19 protein-coding genes and 1 pseudogene are annotated in these 21,038 nt (G+C 75.0%); 12 read left to right on the top strand and 8 right to left on the bottom strand.

Annotated features, from left to right (window positions below; genetic code table 11):
* Positions 1-31: 31 nt before the first annotated feature.
* Positions 32-1,507 carry an NCS2 family permease gene (locus tag ACL06G_RS04145; protein WP_412786820.1) on the bottom strand — a complete coding sequence of 492 codons (1,476 nt, stop codon included), beginning with the start codon at positions 1,505-1,507 and terminating at the stop codon, positions 32-34.
* Positions 1,508-1,752: 245 nt separating this feature from the next.
* Between ACL06G_RS04145 and ACL06G_RS04150 the strand changes: the two genes are divergently transcribed.
* Positions 1,753-2,157, top strand: a complete 405-nt coding sequence (locus ACL06G_RS04150; RefSeq protein ID WP_412786798.1) for a DUF2530 domain-containing protein — start codon at positions 1,753-1,755, stop codon at positions 2,155-2,157.
* Here the strand turns inward: ACL06G_RS04150 and ACL06G_RS04155 are convergent.
* Entirely contained in the window at positions 2,141-3,070 is a 930-nt protein-coding gene (locus tag ACL06G_RS04155; RefSeq protein WP_412786799.1) for a dihydrodipicolinate synthase family protein, read from the bottom strand. The genes ACL06G_RS04150 and ACL06G_RS04155 overlap by 17 nt on opposite strands.
* Positions 3,071-3,142: 72 nt before the next feature.
* Here ACL06G_RS04155 and ACL06G_RS04160 point away from each other — a divergent pair, with 72 nt between their 5' ends.
* Positions 3,143-4,045 (top strand): LysR family transcriptional regulator, encoded by a 903-nt coding sequence (locus ACL06G_RS04160; RefSeq protein WP_412786800.1) that lies wholly within the window; start codon positions 3,143-3,145, stop codon positions 4,043-4,045.
* A gap of 52 nt (positions 4,046-4,097) precedes the next feature.
* On the opposite strand, the gene ACL06G_RS04165 is transcribed toward ACL06G_RS04160, so the two are convergent.
* Positions 4,098-7,388: a sacsin N-terminal ATP-binding-like domain-containing protein gene (locus ACL06G_RS04165; RefSeq protein ID WP_412786821.1), complete on the bottom strand. Its 3,291-nt coding sequence runs from the start codon at positions 7,386-7,388 to the stop codon at positions 4,098-4,100.
* Between the two features lie 95 nt (positions 7,389-7,483).
* On the opposite strand from ACL06G_RS04165, the gene ACL06G_RS04170 reads away from it, so the two are divergent.
* Positions 7,484-8,302, top strand: coding sequence for a sulfite exporter TauE/SafE family protein (locus tag ACL06G_RS04170; protein WP_412786801.1), 819 nt, complete (start codon positions 7,484-7,486; stop codon positions 8,300-8,302).
* A 7-nt stretch (positions 8,303-8,309) separates the two neighbouring features.
* Here the strand turns inward: ACL06G_RS04170 and ACL06G_RS04175 are convergent, their stop codons facing one another.
* Both ACL06G_RS04175 and ACL06G_RS04180 read right to left on the bottom strand, forming a co-directional pair.
* Positions 8,310-8,888 carry an AMIN-like domain-containing (lipo)protein gene (locus ACL06G_RS04175; RefSeq protein ID WP_412786802.1) on the bottom strand — a complete coding sequence of 193 codons (579 nt, stop codon included), beginning with the start codon at positions 8,886-8,888 and terminating at the stop codon, positions 8,310-8,312.
* A 434-nt stretch (positions 8,889-9,322) separates the two neighbouring features.
* Positions 9,323-10,201 (bottom strand): annotated as a pseudogene (locus ACL06G_RS04180) (DUF3027 domain-containing protein); the annotation flags it as partial.
* 510 nt (positions 10,202-10,711) lie between these two features.
* Between ACL06G_RS04180 and ACL06G_RS04185 the strand changes: the two are divergent.
* Genes ACL06G_RS04185 through ACL06G_RS04200 form a run of 4 tightly spaced genes read left to right on the top strand, consistent with a single transcriptional unit; the run spans position 10,712 to position 14,188 of the window.
* Positions 10,712-12,007, top strand: a complete 1,296-nt coding sequence (locus ACL06G_RS04185) for an MFS transporter (protein ID WP_412786822.1) — start codon at positions 10,712-10,714, stop codon at positions 12,005-12,007.
* Between the two features lie 27 nt (positions 12,008-12,034).
* A complete protein-coding gene (locus ACL06G_RS04190) occupies positions 12,035-12,532 on the top strand; it encodes a hypothetical protein (RefSeq protein WP_412786803.1) in 498 nt (165 codons plus the stop codon).
* 44 nt (positions 12,533-12,576) lie between these two features.
* Complete coding sequence (locus ACL06G_RS04195) at positions 12,577-13,287, top strand: futalosine hydrolase (RefSeq protein ID WP_412786823.1); 711 nt, start codon at positions 12,577-12,579, stop codon at positions 13,285-13,287.
* Positions 13,288-13,294: 7 nt separating this feature from the next.
* Complete coding sequence (locus ACL06G_RS04200; protein ID WP_412786804.1) at positions 13,295-14,188, top strand: 1,4-dihydroxy-6-naphtoate synthase; 894 nt, start codon at positions 13,295-13,297, stop codon at positions 14,186-14,188.
* Between the two features lie 72 nt (positions 14,189-14,260).
* Here ACL06G_RS04200 and ACL06G_RS04205 read toward each other — a convergent pair whose 3' ends face one another.
* Positions 14,261-14,644: a cold-shock protein gene (locus ACL06G_RS04205; RefSeq protein WP_412786805.1), complete on the bottom strand. Its 384-nt coding sequence runs from the start codon at positions 14,642-14,644 to the stop codon at positions 14,261-14,263.
* Between the two features lie 245 nt (positions 14,645-14,889).
* Between ACL06G_RS04205 and ACL06G_RS04210 the strand changes: the two genes are divergently transcribed.
* Positions 14,890-15,150 (top strand): hypothetical protein, encoded by a 261-nt coding sequence (locus tag ACL06G_RS04210; protein WP_412786806.1) that lies wholly within the window; start codon positions 14,890-14,892, stop codon positions 15,148-15,150.
* 37 nt (positions 15,151-15,187) lie between these two features.
* Here the strand turns inward: ACL06G_RS04210 and ACL06G_RS04215 are convergent, their stop codons facing one another.
* Entirely contained in the window at positions 15,188-15,814 is a 627-nt protein-coding gene (locus ACL06G_RS04215) for an HAD family hydrolase (RefSeq protein ID WP_412786807.1), read from the bottom strand.
* A 122-nt stretch (positions 15,815-15,936) separates the two neighbouring features.
* On the opposite strand from ACL06G_RS04215, the gene ACL06G_RS04220 reads away from it, so the two are divergent.
* From ACL06G_RS04220 to ACL06G_RS04235, 4 genes are read left to right on the top strand one after another with little or no spacing between them, the layout of a single operon-like run.
* Entirely contained in the window at positions 15,937-16,962 is a 1,026-nt protein-coding gene (locus ACL06G_RS04220; protein ID WP_412786808.1) for a FecCD family ABC transporter permease, read from the top strand.
* On the top strand, positions 16,959-18,050 hold the full coding sequence (locus ACL06G_RS04225) for a FecCD family ABC transporter permease (RefSeq protein ID WP_412786809.1): 1,092 nt from the start codon (positions 16,959-16,961) through the stop codon (positions 18,048-18,050). Before ACL06G_RS04220 ends, ACL06G_RS04225 begins: the two co-directional genes overlap by 4 nt.
* The gene (locus ACL06G_RS04230; RefSeq protein WP_412786810.1) at positions 18,047-18,997 is read left to right on the top strand and encodes an ABC transporter ATP-binding protein; all 951 of its coding nucleotides are present in this window, start codon (positions 18,047-18,049) and stop codon (positions 18,995-18,997) included. The genes ACL06G_RS04225 and ACL06G_RS04230 overlap by 4 nt, the downstream gene beginning before the upstream one ends.
* Complete coding sequence (locus ACL06G_RS04235; protein WP_412786811.1) at positions 18,994-19,974, top strand: ABC transporter substrate-binding protein; 981 nt, start codon at positions 18,994-18,996, stop codon at positions 19,972-19,974. The genes ACL06G_RS04230 and ACL06G_RS04235 overlap by 4 nt, the downstream gene beginning before the upstream one ends.
* Before the next feature lie 38 nt (positions 19,975-20,012).
* Here ACL06G_RS04235 and ACL06G_RS04240 read toward each other — a convergent pair whose 3' ends face one another.
* Entirely contained in the window at positions 20,013-21,005 is a 993-nt protein-coding gene (locus tag ACL06G_RS04240; RefSeq protein ID WP_412786812.1) for a hypothetical protein, read from the bottom strand.
* Between the last annotated feature and the right edge of the window lie 33 nt (positions 21,006-21,038).

The following is a 21,038-nucleotide window of genomic DNA, read 5'->3' on the forward strand; positions in this document are numbered from 1 at the left end:
CGGGTCGTCGGGGTCGCGCCGCGCGGCAGCGTCAGACGCCCAGCGCCTGCTCGATCGGCCCGAGCAGGAAGTACACCAGGAAGCACAGCCCCACGACGTTCAGCAGCCAGGGCACCTCGCGGAGCCGGCCGGTCGCCGTGCGCAGCAGGATGAAGGCGAGCACGCCCAGGCCGATGCCGTTGGTGATGCTGTAGGTGAAGGGCATCGAGACCATCGTCAGGAAGGCCGGCACCGCCACCGTGGTGTCCGACCAGTCGATCTCCCGGACGTTCGACGCCATGATCAGGAAGCCGACGACCACCAGCGCGGGGGTGGCCGCCTGCGAGGGGACGATCGTGGCGAGCGGTGTGAAGACGAGGGCGAGCAGGAAGAGCCCGCCGGTCACCAGGTTCGCGAAACCCGTCCGCGCCCCCTCTCCGACACCGGCCGTGGACTCGACGAAGCAGGTGTTGGCGGAGCAGGACCCGAAGCCGCCGCCTGCGACCGCCGCGCCGTCCACCATGAGGACGCGGCCCATGCCGGGCAGTCGGCCGTCGCGGTCGGTGAGCCCGGACTCCTCACCGACGCCGATCACGGTGCCCATCGCGTCGAAGAAGCCGGACAGCAGCACGGTGAAGACGAACAGGCCCCCGGTGAGGAACCCGACCTCCCGGAAGCCGCCGAAGAGGCTGATCTCACCGATCAGCCCGAAGTCGGGAGAGCCGACGACCTGTTCCGGGACCTCGGGAACGGCCAGCCCCCAGGCGGCGTCGGGAACGGACGCGAGGGCGTTCACCGCCACGGCGGCGGTGGTCGTCACCGCGATGCCGATGAGGATCGCACCGCGGACCTTGCGGACCATCAGGACGTACATGAGCGCCAGGCCGAGCACGAAGATCAGCACCGGCCAGCCCTCCAGGCGGCCGCCCTCCCCCAGCCCGAGGGGGACCGTGGTGTGCGCCGCGTCCGGATTGCGGGTGACGAAGCCGGAGTCGACCAGCCCGATGAGAGTGATGAAGAGTCCGATGCCGATGGCAATGGCGCGCCGGAGCCCGTTCGGGATGGCGTCCATCACGCGCTGCCGCAGCCCGGAGGCCACCAGGAGCATCAGCAGCAGACCCGCGAGGACGACCATGCCCATCGCGTCGGGCCAGCTCATCTGCGGGGCGAGCTGCAGCGCGACCACGGCGTTGATGCCGAGTCCGGCGGCCAGCGCGATGGGGACGTTGCCGATCACGCCCATCAGCACGGTGGTGAGGCCGGCCGTCAGCGCGGTCGCGGTCACCAGCTGGGTGGCGTCGAGCTGGTGGCCGAACTTGTCCGTCCCGGCGCCCAGGATGATCGGGTTCAGCACCACGATGTAGGCCATCGCGAAGAAGGTGGCGAGCCCGCCGCGCACCTCCCCGCCCAGGGTCGAACCCCGTTCCGAGATCCGGAAGAAGCGGTCGATCCGGCCGGCGCGCCCTGCGGGGCGCTCGGGGGCCGTCAGCTGCACGTGGTCGGCCGTCTTGCTGGCCTGAGGGGACATGGTGACCTCGGTGGATCGGGCGCGCGGCACGGCCGGCCCGTCGGACGCGTCGGGACGCGGCACGCCCGACATGGAGCTTCGTACGAAAGAAACCAGCCATGGAAGAACCGTTGCAGTATGAACAAACAACTGCCCTGATCGCCAATCCGCGCACGTGAACACCTGCGCCGCCGCAGTCCCCTTCCGGGCTGGATAAGCTGGCGGCACGACCGCCGGAAGTCCGGCACACGGGAGGGAGCCGACGCATGGGCCTGCTGAGCAAGTGGACGGACGGTGAGCGCGAGGCTCCCGAACCGCTCGAGGGCCCGGTCGTCGGCACGATCGTCACGGGCACGGTGGTCTGGCTGCTGCTCTTCCTCGGCCAGCTCCCGTTCTACGGGTGGTTCGAGGACCACGGGCACACCTGGTGGGTGTGGACCTGCGCCGCCGGTGCGGGGCTCGGCCTGCTCGGCATCTGGATCGTCCGCCGTCGCGAGGCGGCCCTCCGCCGCCTCGCCGAGCAGCAGGACGCCGGGCCCGGGGACGCCGACGACGGAGCGGACGAGCAGGACCACGCCGCGGGTGCGGACCGGCGGAACGCCACCGGCGCCGACCGCGAGGACGCCACCACCGGCGGACGGAGCGGAACCGGACTCAGGCGGCGACCGTGACGGAGGACGCCGGGGCGGCCGACCACTCCGCAGCCCGGGCCAGCGCCCGCTCCACCGCACCGGAGCTCGCCGGTCGGAGCGGCATGCGCACCGCCGGGGAAGGGATGCGGCCCTGCGCGTGGAGCACCCCCTTGACCACCGCGGGGTTGGGCTCGCGGAACACCGCAGCAGCGAGCCGGACCGCGCCGCGGCCGAGCTCCCGGGCGGTGGCCGCGTCGTCGTTCCGCCATGCGGCGACCAGTTCGGCCCACCGTGCCGTGGCCAGGTGCGAGGAGGCCAGGATCCCGCCGTGGGCGCCGAGCGCGAGCAGGGCGGGCAGGTAGGCGTCGTCACCTCCCAGGACGGCGAAGCCGGGCGGTGGGTCGGCGAGCAGCGCCAGAGTGTCGGCGTCGATGCCGCCGACGGCGTGCTTGACCCCGGCGACTCCGGGCAGTGCGGCAAGTTCCCGCAGGGTGTCCGCGCCCACGCGCTGCCCCGTGCGGTAGGGGATGTTGTAGACCACCAGCGGCACCGGACTGTGGGCCGCGAGCTCCCGGAAGTGCGCCAGGACGCCTGCTTCGGAGGGGCGCACGAACGCGGGCACGGTCACCAGGGCCGCCGTGACCTCGGGGCGGCCGGCGAGCCCGGCCAGATCCCGCACCGCCTGCCGGGTGGCGGCCGATCCGCCGCCGACGATCAGGCTCGCCCCGCGTTCCCGGCACACCCGGGCGCAGGTGTCCACGACCAGCCGCCGCTCCTCGTCCTCCAGGACGAACGGCTCCCCCGTCGTGCCCAGCGCGACCAGACCGTCCGCTCCCTCGTCGAGCACCTCGTGGGCCAGCCGCTCGAGCGCGTCGGCCGCGACACGGTCGTCCGCCGTGTACGGGGTGACCAGGGGAACGTGGAGCCCTTCCAGGGCCGGCGTCTGCTGCATGGCACCGAGCGTCGCCCGGCGGGACGGCTCCCGTCCAGCTCAGCCTTCTGGCGTGGAGCTTAAGCTGAGCTGATGCTCGACGTACGGCGGCTCCACCTGCTGCGGGAACTGTCCCACCGGGGGACGATCGCCGCCGTGGCCGAAGCGCTCGCCTACACCCCTTCGGCCGTGTCCCAGCAGCTCTCCGTGCTGGAGAAGGAGGCGGGTGTCCCGCTCCTGGAGCGTACCGGGCGGCGGGTGGCGCTGACCGCCGCGGGCCGCGTTCTGGTGGGTCACGCCGAGGCGGTGCTGGAACGGCTGGAGACGGCCGCCGCCGATCTGGCGCACAGCGTGGACGAGCCGGGCGGGCCCCTGCACATCGGCACCGTCCCCTCGGTGACGCGCGCGCTGCTGCCGGAGGCGCTGCCGCGGCTCGGCCGGGCGCTGCCCGACCTGCGGCCGGTACTGTGCGAGACGGACCCGGCGCAGGTCCCGGACGCGCTGCGGTCCGGCCGGTTGGACGTGGCGCTGCTCCAGCACTACGGGGCGGAGCCGCCTCCGCCCCCGCCCGGCCTGAACACGGTGCCGCTGTGCACCGAGCGGATGTACCTGGCCTCCCCCGCGGCGTGGAAGCCGCCGCCGGGCGGGCGCCACGCCGTGCGGAGCTGGCGGGAGGCGCCGTGGATCACCGCCTCTCCCGGGACCCTGTGCCACACCGCGGCCGTGGAGCACTGCGCGGCGGAGGGCTTCGCCCCGGACACCGTGCACCACGTGGACGACTTCGGGGCGGTGCTGGAACTGGTGGCCACCGGTCTGGGGGTGGCGTTCGTACCGGAACTGGGCGCGCAGGCGCCGCCCGAGGGGGTGGTCCTGGCGCAGGTCGAGCACCCCCGCTGCACGGAGGTGGCGTTCCGGCGGGGTGCCGGCGGGCACCCCGCCGTGACGGCCTTCACCCACGCGTTGATGGCGGCAGTGCCGGCGGGGATGCGCGGCTGAGCGGCCGCCGGTGCGCCCCACGCGGCTGGGGGCGCGCACCGGCGCCGACGGATCACTCGAACCAGCGGGCGCGGGCCAGCTCGCCGGCACGGTCGGGGTCCTCCAGCAGCGCTGCCGCCTCGAAACGGGCGGCCCACCTGCCCGCCGACCACGCCAGACCGGCCGCGACGCCCTCGAACGTGGCGGCGTGCAGCGTGCCGTCGGCGGCCAGCCGCCAGTCGGCCTCGACGCCGTCCACCAGCAGTTCGTCGTGCTCGACGTAGGTCGCGGGCGCGTCCGGCAGCAGGGCGCGCACCGGCTCCGGCACGTCCCGGCGGGTGCCCGCGTCGCCGGAGACCTCGCCGGCGACCACCCGGCTCAGCCGTGGCACTTCCAGCACGGCGGCCAGGCCGGACGCGTGCACCGGCCGCACGGGCAGCAGCGGCCGGTCGCCCGCCAGCGGCACCAGGTCCGGGGCGTCCGCGACGACGGCGTCCGCGGCGGTGACCACGGAGACGTCCCGGCCGCCGACGACGGCGCGCAGCTCGTCCGGCAGCGTGACCTCCGCGGGGTCGAGGCGCGCGAGAAGCCCGTGGAGGCCGTGCAGTTGCTCCACCGACACCCGCAGGGCGGGGTCGGCCAGTCGTCCCAGCAGTTCCGCCGCGCCGCCCGGCTCGTCGAGCAGCGCAGCCGCGGAGGTGCGGACGCCCAGGGCGCGCAGCACCTCCGCGTCGGGCTCGCCGGGGCCGTCGGGCTCCGGGGACGTCAGGGACGAGGCGTCGGCCTCCTCGTACAGCCCCGCCAGCAGCGGATCGCCGCCCGCGGCACGGAGCCCGGCGGGCCGGCGGCCGTCCAGGACCGGATGTCCGCGGAGCCACCAGGCGGTGTAGGGCCGTACCAGTTCCGTGGTCCCGTCGGGGAGCAGTACACGCACCGGGGCGGTCAGGGCCTCCCGCAGCGGCGGCCGGGCGAGCATCGCGAGCGCCTGCGGCCAGCAGTCGTCGTCGACGAGGTCCAGGTCGCGGACCGCCACGATCTCGGCAGCGACTGGCGGGACGGGTGTGCCGGGCAGCCGGTCGAGGAGGTCCTCGCACCAGACGTCGACGGCGTCGAGCAGGCCGGTGTCGTCGGGGGCGGGGTAGTCGCCCGCGGTCTCCAGGACGGGTTCCACGATCTCGTCCGGGTCCAGGACCACATCGGTGGCGCGCACCAGCGCGAAATCGGCGAGGACACCGACGGCCGTCAGCGGCTGCTCGCCCCAGCGCTCGGCGAGCTCCGCGTCGCACGACGCCAGTTCACCCTCCCGGACGATCTCGGCGAACGGGCTGCCGGGGAGGACGAGTTCACCGGCGGGTACGAGTTCGCCCTCGTCGTCGGGCAGGGCGAGAGCGGCGAGCCACGGCTCGTCGCCGGGCATGAGCGCGGCGTCCCGCACCAGACCGAGGACGGTCTCGGCCAGCTCCTCGGCGTCGGGGGTGCCGGGGCCGAAGTCCCACAGTTCACCCGCGTCCAGGGACCCGGCGACGGCCTCCCGCACCTGCGGGGTCGTCAGGACCGCACGGGGTGTGGCCGGTGTGGCGCCGAGCTTCTCCAGCAGCGGGTGCACGGCGTCGGGGTGCGCCACCCGCAGCCCGAGCCGCGCCAGCGCGCGGTGCCGGCCGGCGGGACCGCCCTCGGGCGCGGTGTCCTGGGGCCCGGGCATGAGGACCTGCCGGGGCCCGATGACGGTGCGGCCGTCCGCGAGCGGCACCGGAAGTCCGGTGAGACGGTCCGGGTCGACGCCAGCGAGCGAGTCGTACAGCCGCCGCCACCAGGCGGGGTCGCGTTCGACTCCGGCGAGCCGGTCGACGGCCTCGCCGAGCGGCAGCCGGGCCACCTCCAGGGCGCGCAGTTCGCTGCGGCGCTCCAGCCCGGCGGGCAGCAGTGCCGGGAACAGCTCGGCCAGCACCTGCACGGTCTCCGCGCCAGCCCCCTCGATCAGCTCCGCGTCCCGGGGGCGCAGCGCCCGCGGCACGTCCTCCGACGTCCCGGCGGTTTCCGCCATGTCCGCCGTGTCCGCCGTGTCCGCCGGAAGGGCCGTGCGTCCTCCGGCGGCGCTGGGCAGGAACGCGACCCGGGGCAGCCGTTCCAGCAGCATGCGGCGCAGTTCGCCGTCGAGTTCCCCCTTGCCGAGCGGGCCGGGCACGAGGTCGACGAGCCCCGGCCCGACCGGGTCCCAGGCGGCGAGGAGGCCGGTGTAGGTCTCGGCCGCCCGTTCGAGCAGGAATTCCGTGAGGGGGCCGGGGGCCACGTGCCGCCGCGTGGGCTCCAGCGGGAAGGACGCGATGAGCAGCGCCGGCAGTCCCAGTGCCTCGTCCGTGGGGGTCGGGGCGTGGACGACATGCTGGGTGCGGGGGCGGGCCGGCGCGCCCTCGGTGTCCACCGGCACCGCCCAGGTCACCGACCACCAGGGCCGCAGCCGCTCCTCCACGGGCCGGTCCGCGAACAGGCCGGGCTCGGCCCGGCCGCCGGCGGTCGCCACCCGCCAGCGGGTGCGGCGGGTGACGGCCGGCGGGGTCGGGCCGCTCCGCTCGGTCGGCTCGGTCTCGTCCCCGATCAGCACGTACGGCCCGTCGGTGCGGCGCGTCAGGGTCCGCACGCCGTCGTCCGTGTCCACGACCACCTCGGAAAGGCCGGGCAGCGCGAGCAGCAGGGCGTCGTCCACCGCCGCGAGCAGCCGGTACGCCAATGCCTCCGCGGCGCCGTCGCGCAGCGGCAGCACGACGGCGGTCTCGTAGCCCTCGGGCGGTGTGCCCTCGGCGGGGAGCGGCAGCCGGAGCAGCGGCACGTGGCCGTCGCGGCGGCGCACCTCGTCGGCGAGGCCGCCGTCGTCGGTCTCCTCCGCGCGTACCAGGTCCCGTGCCTCGCCGAGCGACCAGCGCACCCCGCCCGCCCGGCTGAGGACGGCGGGTTCGTCGCTGACGGCCAGCACGGCGGCGAAGCCGACGCCGAACCGTCCGACGGGCCCGGGGCCGCCGTCCCCGTCGGGGCCGTGGTGCGGTGCGTCGCGCTTGGCGGAGGCGCGGAGCGTCGAAAGCGACTCCACTCCCGGCGCGTCCAGCGCGGCCCCGGTGTTGGCGGCGACGAGCGCCCCGGCGCGGAGGGTGAAGCGGATGCGTCCGGGTACGCCGGCGCGCGCCGCCGCGTCGGCCGCGTTCTGCGCCAGTTCCACGACCATCCGGTCGCGGTACCCGCCGAGCGCCAGATCCTGTTCGGCGTTGGCGTCCTCGCGGAACCGTGCGGGCGAGGCCGCCCAGGCGTCGAGGACGCCCCGCCGGAGCCGCATCGTGCCGAACGGGTCCTCGCCGCTCCCCTGCCGGACCATCACCGTGCCGCCGCTCACGCCGCCTCCTCGCCGCCGTGGTGCGTCCCCGCACCGCTCCGTACGCCGTTCACCGGCCTCCGTGGTGACGCTACGGCATGGCCCGGCCGCACGTGGAGACAGGCGGGCAGGAGACCGTGGCCGTCCGGGCCACCCGCCGCACCGCGGGTGCGGGGCGCGTAGGGTCGTCGGACGTGCCCGACCCGCAGTTCTTCCTCCTCGCCGGCGCGACCGTGGTCCTGGGGGCCGTCGTGCAGAGCAGCGTCGGCCTCGGCCTGGGAATGGTCGCCGCGCCGGTGCTCGTCGTCCTCGAACCGTCGCTGATGCCCGGTGCCCTGCTGATCACCAACGCCACGATGGCGATGCTCACACTCACCGGCGACTGGCGGGACGTGGACTGGCGCGGACTGGGCTGGGCGCTGCCCGCCCGGTTGATCGGTTCGGTGGCCGGTGCGTGGGCGGTGGCCGTGATGGACGCGCGGCTGCTGGGCGGTGCGGTCGGCGGGATGGTGCTGCTCGCGGTGGCCGCGTCCGTCGTGGGGGACCTCAGGGTGGGCGTGCGGCCCGCGACGCTGCTGACCGCGGGGGCGCTGTCGGGCGTCACCGGCACCGCGACGACCATCGGCGGCCCGCCGATGGCGCTGCTGTACCAGCACGAGCAGGCGGCCCGGGTCCGGGGGACGCTGGGCGCCTACTTCCTGCTCGGCATCCTGATGTCGCTGGCGGTCCTGGCGGGCGCCGGGGAACTCGGGTGGACGCAGGTGCGCACCGGTCTGTCGCTCTTCCCGTGCGTGGCGGCAGGGTTCCTGATCGGGCGGCCGCTGCGCCGCCGGTTCGGCACCGACGGGCTGCGCACGGCGCTGCTGGCCGTGGTCAGCGTCTCGGGGGTGCTGCTGGTCGCGCGGGCGGTGTTCTGAACCCGTCTCAGCGGGCCCCGCTCTCCGCGCGGTGGGCGATGTCGACGAGCACGGCGTCGTCCTTCATCCGGACCCGGAAACCGGCCGGGCCGTGGCCGGTGCCCTGCGTTCCGATGCCGACGGTCAGTTCGCCCTCGAAGACGCCGGTGCTGCGCACTTCGCGGACGGCTGCGGTGGGTTCGACGTCGAGAGTGGGCCGGTGACGGGCGACTCCCGAGAAGACGAGGATCAAGGGGTGCTCGCCGGCGAGCGGGATCCTGTTCCCGCGCCCCGGGTCGCGCAGGGCCTGCATGTACTCCGCGAACACGGTGCCGACGCCACCGCTGAACGTGAACCGGACGCGGTCGAACGTGCCGTGGCCGGTCACCTCGACGTCCCGCAGTCTCGGCTCGGACGCTCCGGAGGCCGGACGTCCCTCCACCTCGCGCGGGGAGGCATCCGTCGGCGCGGCGGAGCGGGACGGCGACGGGCTCGCGTGGCTGCGGCCCTTGGACTGTCCGGCGCCGTCCCCCGTGCCCTGGGCGCAGCCGGCGGTGAGCATCACGGAGGCGAGGGCGAAGGCGGCGAGGCGGTGGCGGTGCGGCAACGGAGGCTCCCGGGGTCGTGGCTGGGCGATCGGGAGAACGATCGTCCCCGGAGGCGGGCGCAGGGGTGCCGTTGCGCACCGTGTCGCGGCGGTTTCATCCGAGCGGGTCGACGGCTCGAACGTCGCAGCGACCGCGAGCGGGTCGTTCCTCCCGTGCCGGAGGGCCGAGGACCGGGCGGGCGGGCAGGTCCCGCGCGTCAGCTCTGGCCGCCGCGCCCGCTCTGCTTCCGGGAGCGTCCGCCCCGGCTCCTGGTTCCCCGTCGGCCCTTGTCCGCGGTGCTCCGCCCGCCGCCCTTGCCGGTGTCCTTGTCGGTGTCCTTGTCGGTGTCCTTGCCGGTGTCCTTGTCGCTCTCCCCGCCGGCGCTCCCACCGTGCTCCTCTTCCCCCGGCCCGGCCCCGCCGTCTCCGCCCGGAGCGGTGGCGGTGGCGGTGTCGGCGGAGACGTCGGCCGGTTCGGGCGCCGCGTCGTGGAGGCCGAACGCGTCGGCACGGGTCTCGTCGACGACCGGGGGCGGCGGCTGCGGGGTCCTGGGCATCACGGCGGCCTCGGAGTGGCCCCCGCAGCCGTAGGAGAGGGAGACGACCTGGCCGTCGGCGGGGCTGTACTCGTTGGCGCAGACGCCGAAGGCCTGGCGCAGCGATCCGGTCAGCGGTACCAGGAAGCCGCAGGAGAGGCAGCTGGCGGGGGCGGACTGGGCCATCGTGGTCCGGGGGCCGTGTGCCTCCTCCCACCGGTCGGCGGCGGCGTGCAGGCCGTAGCGCGAGAGCACGCGGGCGCGGCCCATGCCCAGTTCGGCCGCCACCGCGCCGAGACCGGCGCGGGCGGGTGCGGGAGACGGCCGCTCCGTGATGGGGGCGGCCTCCGCCTCGTCCTCCTCCTCCGCGACCGCGGAGTTGGGCGGCGGCGCGTCCTCGCCGGAGAACCCCGGCTCCAGACGGAGGTCGTCGCTCTCGGTGGGCAGCAGGTCGCCGGGGCCGAGATCGCCCGGGCGCAGCCGCTCGTTCCAGGGCAGCCACTCGGGCGCGAGGACGGCGTCCGGCCCGGGGATCAGCACCGTCTCGTCCAGAGTGACCGAGCGGGCGCGGGAGGCACGCGCGACCGTGGAGGCCCAGCGCCAGCCCCGGTACCCCGGGTCCAGGCACTCGAACAGGTGGGTCACCACACGGTCGTCGTCGGGGACGGCCTCGATCCAGTCACCGACCCGGCCCGGCGAGGCGACCTGTTCCGCGGCCTCGCGTGCCACGTCGACGGCCTCCGCGCACAGCCGGTCCGGCTTGCGCGGCGTGCGCCGGCGTCGCGTACCGGCGCTCATGCTGCACTCACAAGAATCGTCTCCCACGCCACCGAGGCGACGTCGTAGTCGTGTGGCGGGCGCTGGCCGTGCGGCCGGGCCGGGCGAGGAATACGGACGGAGCGGAACCGAAGGCCGCTGCGACGTCCGCGCCCACACTCGGGCCGTGCGGGGCGCACCGTTTCAACCACGCTACCCCAACACCGGGGACGCAACTCCGCGCGGCCCCGGTGCGGGCGGAGCGATCCGCGGTGCCGCGCGCCCCGGGCGGCCGCTGTCCCTCGGGCACGCCCACCCGGCACCAACGCGGTAAGGGCGGACATCTGGGGCACACTGAACGTCGTGGCTACGGACGAGTCGTATCAGGGGACACCGCCCGTGCGGCGCCCCGTCCGGCCGCCCGTCGAGGGTGCGGGTCCCGGGCCGGGCGCGCCGGGCGGCGGCACGCACGGCTCCGGGGCACCCGACACCGGGGCACCCGGCGCCGGGGGTGGCGTCCGCACCGCGCGACGGCGGCTCCCGGCGGCACGGATGGTGCGTGCCGTGGGGCGCTCGCCCGCGACCCTCGGCCGACGCATCCGGCGTGCCACGCACGCGCACGGCGCCGGAGAGTCGGGGCTCGGCAAGCTCATCGAACTGCATGCCGTGAACTCCGCGGGCGACATGCTGATCACCATCGCCCTGGCCTCCACGATCTTCTTCTCCGTGCCGACGGGCGAGGCCCGCGGCCGTGTCGCCCTGTACCTCCTGGTGACCATGGCGCCGTTCGCGCTGCTCGCCCCGGTCATCGGCCCGCTGCTGGACCGCATACCGCACGGCCGGCGGGCGGCGATGGCCGGAGCGATGCTGGCCCGTGCGCTCCTCGCCATCACTCTGGCGGGGGCGGTGGCGACCGGCGGCATCGAGCTCTATCCGGCGGCCCTCGGCGTCCTGGTCGCCTCGAAGGCGTACAACGTGGTGCGTTCTGCCGTCGTGCCGCGTCTGCTGCCGCGCCGCTTCCCGCTGGTCCGGGCCAACTCGCGGGTGACCCTGGCCGGATTGCTGGCCACCGGCGCGGCGGCGCCGGTGGGGATCGCCCTGCACCGGCTGGGCCCGTCCTGGCCCCTGTACGGCGCGATGGCGCTGTTCGTCCTCGGCACCTTCCTCGCCTTCTCGCTGGACCCGAAGGTCGATTCCGCGAAGGGCGAGCGGAAGGCCTTCCTCGCCGGCGAAGCCGTGCACCGGCGCCGGCCGGGGCTGCGCACGGTTGGCGTGTCGGTGCGCAGCGGCCTGCTGGCAAACGCCTGCGTACGGTCGCTGTCGGGCTTCCTGATCTTCTTCCTCGCGTTCCTGCTGCGCGAGGAGCCGCTCTCCGGGCTGAGCGCCTCGGTGTCCCTCGGGATGGTCGCCGTCGCCGCGGGCACCGGGAACGCGCTGGGGACGGCTCTGGGAGCGTGGCTGAAGGAACGGGCCCCCGAAGTGATCATCACGACCGTGCTGCTCTGCGCGCTCGCCGCCGCGGTGGTGGCGGCGGCGCTGTACGGCACGGTCATGGTGGCCGTGGTGGCCGGCACGGCCGGTGTCGTGCAGGCGCTGGGCAAGCTGTCGCTGGACGCGCTGATCCAGCGGGACGTGCCCGAGCAGGTGCGCACCTCGGCCTTCGCACGGTCGGAGACCCTGATGCAGATGTCCTGGGTGATCGGCGGCCTGATCGGGATCTCGCTGCCGCTCAACGGGGCACTGGGCATGTCCGTGGGGGCGGTGCTCGTGGCGTTCGGTGCCGCGACGGCGGGGCGCGGTCTGCTGACATCGGCCCGCCGGGGCACCCCCCACCCCCGCGTGGCCTGACCGGGAACGGCGGGTAGATTGCGGCGCATGAGCTATGCCTTCTCCGTCTCGCGCCGCGGCGTGCGGACCGCTGCCGCACTCGGCGCCGCCACCCTGGGCCTTCTCGCCACCGCCGGCTGCGGCATGACCGAACCGACCGCGCTGACGACGGTGACGGTCGGCAGCGAGACCGTGACGACCGAGGCCACCTGTCTGCCGGAGGGCGACGGCGGACTGACGCGCAAGGAAGGCTTCGCGTGTCTCAAGAAGAAGCCCGACGCCACGATCACCGTGAAGCAGGGTGACCGGATCCACCTCGGTGTCGAGCCGGACATGGCGGAGACCGGGTGGATCTACTTCGTGAACCAGCGCCCGATGTCCGCCGAAGCAATGAAGAGCACGTACCAGACGGTCGACTCGAACGACTGGTTCCAGCCCAACCCCAACCAGCCGTCCCCGCCGAAGAAGGTCACGCTGAGCGTCACCACCCTCGGGAAGAACGAGCTCAAGGGCATCTGGAACATCACCGTCGAGCGCGAGCAGTAACCGTGCCCGCAGCCGGCGCGGAGGCCGCCGGGGCCCGCGCCACGGTGCGCGTCCTGCTGGTCACCGCCGTCGCCGCGGAGCGGGACGCCGCCGCGGGCGGCGGCACGGCCCACCCGCTGCCCGGCGGGCGGTTCTCCGTCCTCCGAAGGTCCGTGGACACCCCGGGCGGGCCCGTCGTCACCGACGCGCTGGCGGCGGGCGTCGGCCCGGCGGCTGCGGCCGCCGGCACCGCGACCGCGCTGACCGCCGCCGCTGCTGCCGCGGAGCCGTACGGTTTCGTGGTGTCGGCGGGCATCGGCGGCGGGTTCCCCGGCGTTCCGGTGGGTGCCGCCGTGGTGGCGACCCGGATCGTCGCCGCCGACCTGGGCGCGGACACCGCGGACGGTTTCGTGTCGGTCGCGGGCCTCGACCTGGGACGTGTCGAGCACCGGCCGCCGCAGGACGTGGTGGAGGGCGTGGCACGGGCCGCTGCCGCGGCCACCGGGCCGGTGCTCACGGTCTCCACCGCCACCGGCACCGCCGAGCGTGCCGCGGAACTGATCCGCCGTCACCCCGATGCGGCGGCGGAGGCGATGGAAGGCTTCGGCGTCGCCGAAGCGGCATCGGCCCACGGCGTCCCCGTGCTGGAGCTGCGCACGATCGCCAACGCGGTCGGGCCCCGGGACCGGGCCGCCTGGCGCATTCCCGAAGCACTGCAGGCCCTCGGCGAGGCGTGGCACCGGACGGTGCCGGTACTCGCGGGCCGGAAAGGCTGACCACGCGTTGACGGACTTCGACAGCCCGGTGCGGATCGCGTACTCCCCGTGCCCCAACGACACCTTCGCCTTCGACGCATGGGCGCACGGACGCGTCCCGGGCGCGCCCCCGCTGGACGTCTCGTTCGCGGACATCGACGTCACGAACGGCATCGCCGAACGGACCGCGACCGGGCGGGCGGACCCCGGGGACGACCTCGACGTCCTGAAGGTCTCCTACGCGGTGCTGCCGTGGGTGCTGTCGGAGTACGCCCTGCTGCCCTGCGGGGGCGCCCTCGGGCGGGGCTGCGGGCCGCTGGTGCTGACCCACACCCCCCGTACGGACGACGGGGCGTCGCTGGGCGGCGCCACGGTCGCGGTGCCGAGCGAACGGTCGACGGCCTACCTGCTGTTCCGGCTGTGGGCGGCGGACCGGGTGCCCGGCGATGTCGGCGAGATCGTGGTGCTGCCCTTCCACGAGATCATGCCGGCCGTGCGGGACGGCCGGGTCGACGCCGGCCTGGTCATCCACGAGGCCCGGTTCACCTACGGCGAGTACGGCCTGCACTGCCTGGCCGACATGGGCCGCCACTGGGAGGACACCACGGGACTGCCCATCCCGCTGGGCGCGATCGTCGCCCGGCGACGCCTGGGCGCCGCACGGCTGCGGGCGCTGGCCGAGGCCGCCCGCGCCTCGGTCCGCATGGCCTGGGACGACCCCGAGGCGTCACGGCCCTACATCCTGGAGCACGCCCAGGAGATGGACCCGGCGGTCGCGGATCAGCACATCGGGCTGTACGTCAACGAGTTCACCGCCGATCTCGGGGAGACGGGGTACGCGGCGGTACGCGGCCTGCTGACCAGGGCGGCCGCCGAGGGCCTGGTGCCGGCCGTGCCGCCGGCGGCCCTGCGCTTCCCCTGACGCCCGAGCCCGCCCCTCCGTGAGGCGGCGGCTCGGGACAGCGCGGGAGGCGGCCCGTCGTGTTCCGCGGCGTCAGACGTCGAGCTGGTCGGCCACGTGCCGCAGCATCCCGGCGATCTTGTGGCCGTGTGCCTTGTCCGGGTAACGGCCGCGCTCCAGCCCTTGCGAGACGCCGTCGAGCAGCGTGGTGAGGTCCTGCACGATGCCGGCGAGCTCGTCCGGCTTGCGGCGCTGCGCGGCGGCTACGGACGGCGCGGGCTCGAGCAGGGAGACGGAGAGCGCCTGGTCACCGCGCTGCCCGGCCACCACGCCGAACTCGACGCGCTGGCCCGGGCGCAGTGCGTCCACTCCCGCGGGCAGGACGGAGGAGTGGACGAAGACGTCACCGCCGCCGTCACGGGAGAGAAAGCCGAAGCCCTTCTCGCTGTTGAACCATTTGACCTTGCCGGTAGGCACGTCGTCCTCGTCCTCGTTTACTCGTCCGCGCAGCCGGACCACGTCCGGCTGCGCGCTGCTGTGTGGGGATCGGATGTTGTCCGGGTGTCCGCCCGACGGCAGGAAGCGATGCACACGGCCCTGAGAGCAGTGCGGCGGGCCCACGGCCCGCCTCCCACAAGGCTGATGCTCCCGGCGGGGGTGGCTTGCGCCCCGCGTTCCTCCTCCGTTCCTCGGCACCTTGCTCAGCGATCTACCCTTTCGGGGTGAACACTGAAACTCCCCGCGCCGGAGATCTGCTGGTACGGATCGGGGGCGTGGTCTTCCTCGTCGGCGCCGTGGCGACCCTGGTCACCGTCGCCCCGTTGTTCCTCGGGACCGAGCCGTTCCCGGCGCCCGCCTACGTCGTCTGCATGCTGATGGGCGTGGGCTTCGCCCTCGCCGCCGTCGGGGTGCTCCGCTCCGTCGCGGCCCAGCGCCGCGCGGCACGCGCAGCGGCCCCGCACGCCCCGTCCGAGCGGGACTGACGGGGCCGCGCAGGCCCACTCGGCACCTGCGGCCCGGTCAGTCGCGCTCCGCGAGGTGCCGGGCGAGCCACCCGGGGAAATCGTCCAGTCCGCCCGTCAGGACGACGTCGGCGCCCGCTGCCCGCAGTGCGTCCGCGGAGCAGGGCCCGGTGGGGACGGCCACCGACACCGCGTCCGCCGCCCGCGCACCGCGCACGTCCCCGACGTGGTCGCCGACGTACACCTGCGCGTCCTGGGCGCGCAGCGCCTCCGCCTTGGCCTCCGCCCACAGCCCGCCCACCAGGGCGTCCGGTTCCAGCCCCTGGTGCTCCAGGTGCAGCTTCGCGTTGGCCTCGTGCTTCGCGGTGACGACCAGCGACCGCCCGCCGGCGTCCCGCACGGCCTGCAGCGCCTCCCGCGCGCCGGGGAGGACGAGCGCCGCCGTGATCGCGTACTGCGGGTAGAGGGCGCGGTAGCGCTCCCCGACCCCGGGGACCTCCTCGGCGGGGAACCAGTGCGCCAACTCCTCCTCGAGCGGCGGCCCAAGTCGGGTGACGGCCAGGTCCGCGTCGATGTGGACGCCTGTTTCCACGGAAAGGGCCCGGTAGGCGGCCCGGATACCGGGCCGGGAGTCGATGAGGGTCATGTCGAGGTCGAAGCCGACCGTCGGATGGTGCACAGACATGCCCCCCATTCTGCCGGTCACCCTCCCCCGTACACTTAGGTCTGCCTTACCTGGCTTGTCGGATCGTCCGACACCCCGCCCGCCCTGTACGCCCGACCGAGCGCCCGGACGCCGAGGAGCCGATGCCAGCCGTCACCCCGACGCCGCCGCCGTCGCTCACCACGCGCCGGACCGCATGGCTGCTCGCCGCGCTGGCCGTGCTGGCCTGCGCCGCCCTGCTCAGCGTGGCGCTGGGCAGCCGCCCCGTCCCCCCGTCGCAGACATGGCAGGCGCTGTGGGGCGGCGGCACGGGCGACGACGCCCTCGTCATCCGCACGATGCGCGTCCCCCGCACCCTCGTCGGCCTGATGGTGGGCGCCGCGCTGGGAGTCGCCGGCGCGGTCATGCAGGGTCTGACGCGGAACCCGATCGCCGAGCCGGGCATCCTCGGAGTGAGCCAGGGGGCGGCGCTCGGCGTGGTCGTCGCCCTGGCGTTCGCGGGAGTCCACACCCTCACCGGATACGTCTGGTTCGCCTTCGTGGGCGCTGCGGCCGCCTCCGTGGCGGTGTACGCCATCGCCTCCCGCGGCCGGGGCGGGGCCGGGCCGGTGAAACTCGCGCTCGCCGGGGCCGCCGTGAACGCCCTGCTCGCCTCGCTGAGCGCCGGCGTCCTCACCACCATGGCCGCGACACTCGACGCCTTCCGCTTCTGGCAGGTCGGATCGCTGTCCGGCCGGTACGCCGACATCGCCGACCAGGTCTGGCCGTTCCTGCTGGCCGGGCTGCTGCTCGTCGCGCAGGCGGCCCGCGGACTGGACGCCCTGGCGCTCGGCGACGACGTCGCCCGGGGCCTGGGACAGAACGTGGCCGCGGTGCGGATCGTGGGCGGCCTGGGCGCGACCGTGCTCACCGGCGCCGGGGTGGCGGCCGCCGGACCGGTCGCGTTCGTCGGGCTGGCCGTGCCGCACCTGGCGCGCGCCCTGGTGGGCGGCGGGCACCGCTGGCTGCTGCCGATGTCGGCGCTGCTCGGGCCGGTCGTGCTGCTGTCGGCGGACATCGCCGGCCGTCTGGTCGCGCGGCCCGGAGAGGTGCCGGCCGGCGTGATGACCGCGCTCGTCGGCGTGCCGTTCCTCGTCGCTCTCGTCCGCCGCAGGGGAGCCGTCGCATGACCGCCGCGCCCGCACCGGCGCCCGCGGACTCCACCCGCCCCCGCCGCACGACCCGGCCCGCCGGGTACGCCGCCGTCCGGTGGGGCCGCGCCTCCCTGCTGCTGCACCGGCGCAGCGCCGGAGTGGCAGGGGCGCTCGGGCTGCTCCTGTTCTGCGCGGTGGTGGCCGGCCTGACCTTCGGCCGGAGTACCGTCCCTCCCACCGAGGTGGTCAGGGTGCTGTTCGGTCTGCCGTCGCCCGACGAGCTGGTCGTCGGCACCCTCCGCCTCCCCCGCGTCGTCCTCGGCACGCTGGTCGGCGCCGCGCTGGGCGTCGCCGGCGGCCTCGTCCAGACCGTCGCCCGGAACCCGCTCGCCAGCCCGGACATCATCGGCGTCACCCACGGCGCGGCCGCGCTGACGGTCGGCGCGATGACGTTCGGCCTCACCTCCCACGCCGTCCTGCCGTACGTGTCGGTCACCGGCGGTCTGCTCGCCGCCGCGCTGGTCCACGTCCTCGCCTGGCGCGGTGGCCTGCAGGCCGGCCGGTTCGTCCTGGTGGGCGTCGGCGTGGCGGTGGCCCTGCGGTCCGTCACCCAGCTGTTCCTGACCAAGGGCGACCATCTGCTCGCCCAGCAGTCGAAGGTGTGGCTCACCGGCTCCCTCAACGGCCGCGGCTGGGACCAGGCGGCGCCCCTGTCGTGGGCGCTGCTCGGGCTGCTGCCGCTGGTGCTGTGCGCGGCGTACGCCCAGCGCAACGTGACGCTGGACGACGACACCGCCACCGCGCTCGGGGTGCGGCTCGGGCGGACCCGGCTGCTGCTGGTACTCACCGGTGTCGGACTCGCGGCCGTGGCGACCGGAGCGGCGGGACCCGTCGACTTCGTGGCGCTGCTCGCCCCGCAGGTCGCGCGGCGCCTGACCCGTACCGCGCAGATCCCGCTGCTCTCCTCCGCACTGGTGGGCGCGTGCGTCGTGGTGACCGCCGACCTGCTGGCGCGCAGGGTGTTCGCGCCCGTCGAGCTGCCGGTCGGCGTGCTCACCGCTGCCGTGGGCGCGCCGTACCTGATCCGCCTCCTCGTCCGCAGCCGCCCTGGAGCCACGGCATGACAGACACCGACCTCCCCACCGGCCCCGCCGCGAGGGCTCCGGAACCGGGCCGCTCCGCCGGGCCCGCCGGTCCCGAAGCCGCCGCGCGGCTGACCGCGCGCGGACTGACGCTCGCCTACGAGGAACGCACCGTCGTCGACGGGCTCGACCTGGACATGCCCGACGGGCGGGTGACGGTCGTCGTCGGGCCCAACGCCTGCGGCAAGTCGACGACCCTGCGGGCGCTGGGCCGCCTGCTGCGGCCCAGCAGCGGCGCGGTACTCCTCGACGGGCGGGAACTGGCCCGCATTCCCACCCGGGCACTCGCCCGCACCATCGGACTGCTGCCGCAGACCCCCTCGGCCCCGGAGGCGATCACCGTCGCCGACCTGGTCTCCCGCGGGCGGCAGCCGCACCAGCGCTGGTGGCGGCAGTGGTCCGAGGAGGACGAACGCGCGGTCACCGACGCCATGGAGCGTACGGACGTCGCGGTGCTCGGCGCCCGCCCGGTGGACGAACTCTCCGGCGGGCAGCGGCAGCGGGTGTGGCTCGCGATGGCGCTGGCGCAGCAGACGGACCTGCTGCTGCTGGACGAGCCGACGACGTACCTGGACATCGCGCACCAGGTCGAGGTCCTGGACCTGGTGCGCGAGCTGGCCACGCCGGGCGCCGGCGCGCGCACCGTGGTGATGGTCCTCCACGACCTCAACCAGGCCGCCCGGTACGCCGACCACCTGGTCGCCATGGAACAGGGGCGGGTCGTCGCCCAGGGCCGTCCCGCGGACGTCGTGACGGCCGACCTCGTCCGCGAGGTGTTCGGACTGGAGGCGGTCGTCGTCGAGGACCCCGTGACCGGCGGCCCGCTCGTCGTGCCCGGCGCTCCCGGGCAGAACCGTCCCGGCAGGGGCGGACCCACCGCGGGGGCCACGCCACCCGCCCCGCCCGCACCACGAAAGGAAGAAACATGACACTCACCCCCCGCAGAAGAACCGCCGCGGCCGTCGCACTGGCCGGCACGCTGGCCCTGACCGGCTGCGGCTCCGACACCGGTTCCGGTTCCGGCTCCGGATCGGCCGACGCGCAGGCCGACGGCACCACCCACGCGATGGACACCGCCATGGGCAAGGTCGAGGTGCCCGAGGACCCCGAGCGGGTCGTCGTCCTCGACACGGCCGAGCTGGACTCCGCCCTCACCCTCGGCGTGACGCCGGTCGGCGCGACCGTCGCGGACGCCTCGCAGGGCTTCCTCGACTACTTCCCCGAGAAGAAGCTGTCCGGGATCGAGCAGGTCGGCACGATCGCCTCCCCGAACCTGGAGAAGATCGCCTCCTTGGAACCGGACCTGATCCTCAGCAGCAAGATCCGGGACGCCCAGCGCTACGACGAACTCTCGGCCATCGCGCCGACCGTCCTCACCGAGACCACGGGCTACCCGTGGAAGGAGAACTTCCTCGTCCACGCGAAGGCGCTGGGCCGGACGGACGAGGCGGAGGAGGTCGTCGACGCGTACGACACGCACGTGGCGGAGACCCGGAAGGCGCTGGGCGGCAGCAAGGAGGCCGCGGGGACGACCGTGAGCATGGTCCGCTTCATCGAGGGCGCGGACACCCGCCTGTACGGCCGCAAGAACTACATCGGCACGATCCTCGACGACCTGGGGGTCGGCCGTCCCGCGATCGTCGACAAGGCCGAGGACGGTTTCGCGTACGAGGTGAGCCCCGAGCAGGTGGACAAGGGCGACGCCGACGTCGTCTTCTACAGCTCCTACGGCGCGGCCGAGAAGTCCGGCGAGGCCGAGGCGGTGGACAGCCCGCTGTGGAAGAACCTCTCTGCCGTGCGGAACGGCAACGCCTTCCACGTCGAGGACGACCTGTGGTTCATGGGCATCGGCTACACCGCCGCCGACCGGATCCTCGACGAGATGGCGACACACCTCGCCGGGTGACGGCCCACGTCCGTCACCGGAACCCGGCCGTCACCGCGTCAGCCCGGCCGTCGCCGCGCGCGCCACACGAGGTAGGCCGCCGCGGCGACGGCCGCAACCCGGAACGCCACCGGCCAGATGCCGGTCAACGCCTCCTGCATCGCCTTCGGACCCGCACCGAGCGGTGAGCCCCAGCGCCCCTCGGTGCGGCCCCACAGCCACACCACGCAGCCCGCGGCGGTCAGCCCGGGGATGCCGAAGGCCGCCCACTGCCCCTCGCTCGGCGTCAGCCGGGGCGACCAGTAGGCGGCCAGCCAGCCGAGCCCGAGCACCGGCAGCGACCCCGTCACGGCAGCGGCCACCAGCAACCCGGCCGCCGCGAGTTCGACGAATCCGCCGACGGCCGGCCCCGCCTCCGCCGCTTTCCTGCGCCGGGCCTTCAGGGCGCCGATCACGGAACTCCGGCCACCGGACGCCCCGGCTCCGCCGACGGCGGGCGGCGCGTCCTCCGACTTCTCCCCGGGGGGACGCTCGAGTACCTCCGGCAGCTCGATGCCGCCGCTGAACGCGTCGGGGATGTCGTAGCCGAGTTCTCTCCCGCTGCCGCCCTGTGCGCGGCGGGACACCCGCCACCACTCGGGGTCGCTCTCCTCCGGGCCGAGTTCGTCGATACCGGCGAGGTGCGGCGGCGACGCGCCGCGCGACGGCGGCGGCGCCTCCGGGGCCTCCGCCCGCCGCATGCGCGGCAGTTTGGTGAGCCGCACCCGGGGCCGCGGCTCCGCCTCCTCCTCGGAGGGGCCGGCGGGAACGCCCACGGGGGTTCCTCCGAGAGCTTCGGAGACGACCTCCTCCGGCGTGCCGAGGCGTTCGAGGACCTTCCGCACCGCCGCCGTGCTCCCGGCGCCACCGGCCGCGGCCCGCATCCGCTCGATCTCGGTCCGCAGCCCACCGACCAGCCTGCCCCGTTCTGACGCCGTCATCGACGTGCCGTGCGCGAGGTCGCCGACACGGCTCAGATAGTCGAAGACGAGCTGTTCGCTCTCGATCCCCACCGCTACCTCAACACCCGCTCCACCACCCGGTGA

Origin of the sequence: Streptomyces callyspongiae (assembly GCF_047200695.1) — a bacterium.
Classification (GTDB): Bacteria; Actinomycetota; Actinomycetes; order Streptomycetales; family Streptomycetaceae; genus Streptomyces.

Excerpts from the sequence above, each read along its gene's own strand:
- ACL06G_RS04215 (WP_412786807.1), bottom strand. The coding sequence starts at position 15,814 with ATGTCTGTGCACCATCCGACGGTCGGCTTCGACCTCGACATGACCCTC.
- ACL06G_RS04230 (WP_412786810.1), top strand. The coding sequence starts at position 18,047 with ATGACAGACACCGACCTCCCCACCGGCCCCGCCGCGAGGGCTCCGGAA.
- ACL06G_RS04225 (WP_412786809.1), top strand. The coding sequence starts at position 16,959 with ATGACCGCCGCGCCCGCACCGGCGCCCGCGGACTCCACCCGCCCCCGC.
- ACL06G_RS04160 (WP_412786800.1), top strand. The coding sequence starts at position 3,143 with ATGCTCGACGTACGGCGGCTCCACCTGCTGCGGGAACTGTCCCACCGG.
- ACL06G_RS04150 (WP_412786798.1), top strand. The coding sequence starts at position 1,753 with ATGGGCCTGCTGAGCAAGTGGACGGACGGTGAGCGCGAGGCTCCCGAA.
- ACL06G_RS04190 (WP_412786803.1), top strand. The coding sequence starts at position 12,035 with ATGAGCTATGCCTTCTCCGTCTCGCGCCGCGGCGTGCGGACCGCTGCC.
- ACL06G_RS04145 (WP_412786820.1), bottom strand. The coding sequence starts at position 1,507 with ATGTCCCCTCAGGCCAGCAAGACGGCCGACCACGTGCAGCTGACGGCC.
- ACL06G_RS04185 (WP_412786822.1), top strand. The coding sequence starts at position 10,712 with ATGGTGCGTGCCGTGGGGCGCTCGCCCGCGACCCTCGGCCGACGCATC.
- ACL06G_RS04235 (WP_412786811.1), top strand. The coding sequence starts at position 18,994 with ATGACACTCACCCCCCGCAGAAGAACCGCCGCGGCCGTCGCACTGGCC.
- ACL06G_RS04155 (WP_412786799.1), bottom strand. The coding sequence starts at position 3,070 with ATGCAGCAGACGCCGGCCCTGGAAGGGCTCCACGTTCCCCTGGTCACC.
- ACL06G_RS04170 (WP_412786801.1), top strand. The coding sequence starts at position 7,484 with ATGGCCCGGCCGCACGTGGAGACAGGCGGGCAGGAGACCGTGGCCGTC.
- ACL06G_RS04220 (WP_412786808.1), top strand. The coding sequence starts at position 15,937 with ATGCCAGCCGTCACCCCGACGCCGCCGCCGTCGCTCACCACGCGCCGG.
- ACL06G_RS04165 (WP_412786821.1), bottom strand. The coding sequence starts at position 7,388 with ATGGTCCGGCAGGGGAGCGGCGAGGACCCGTTCGGCACGATGCGGCTC.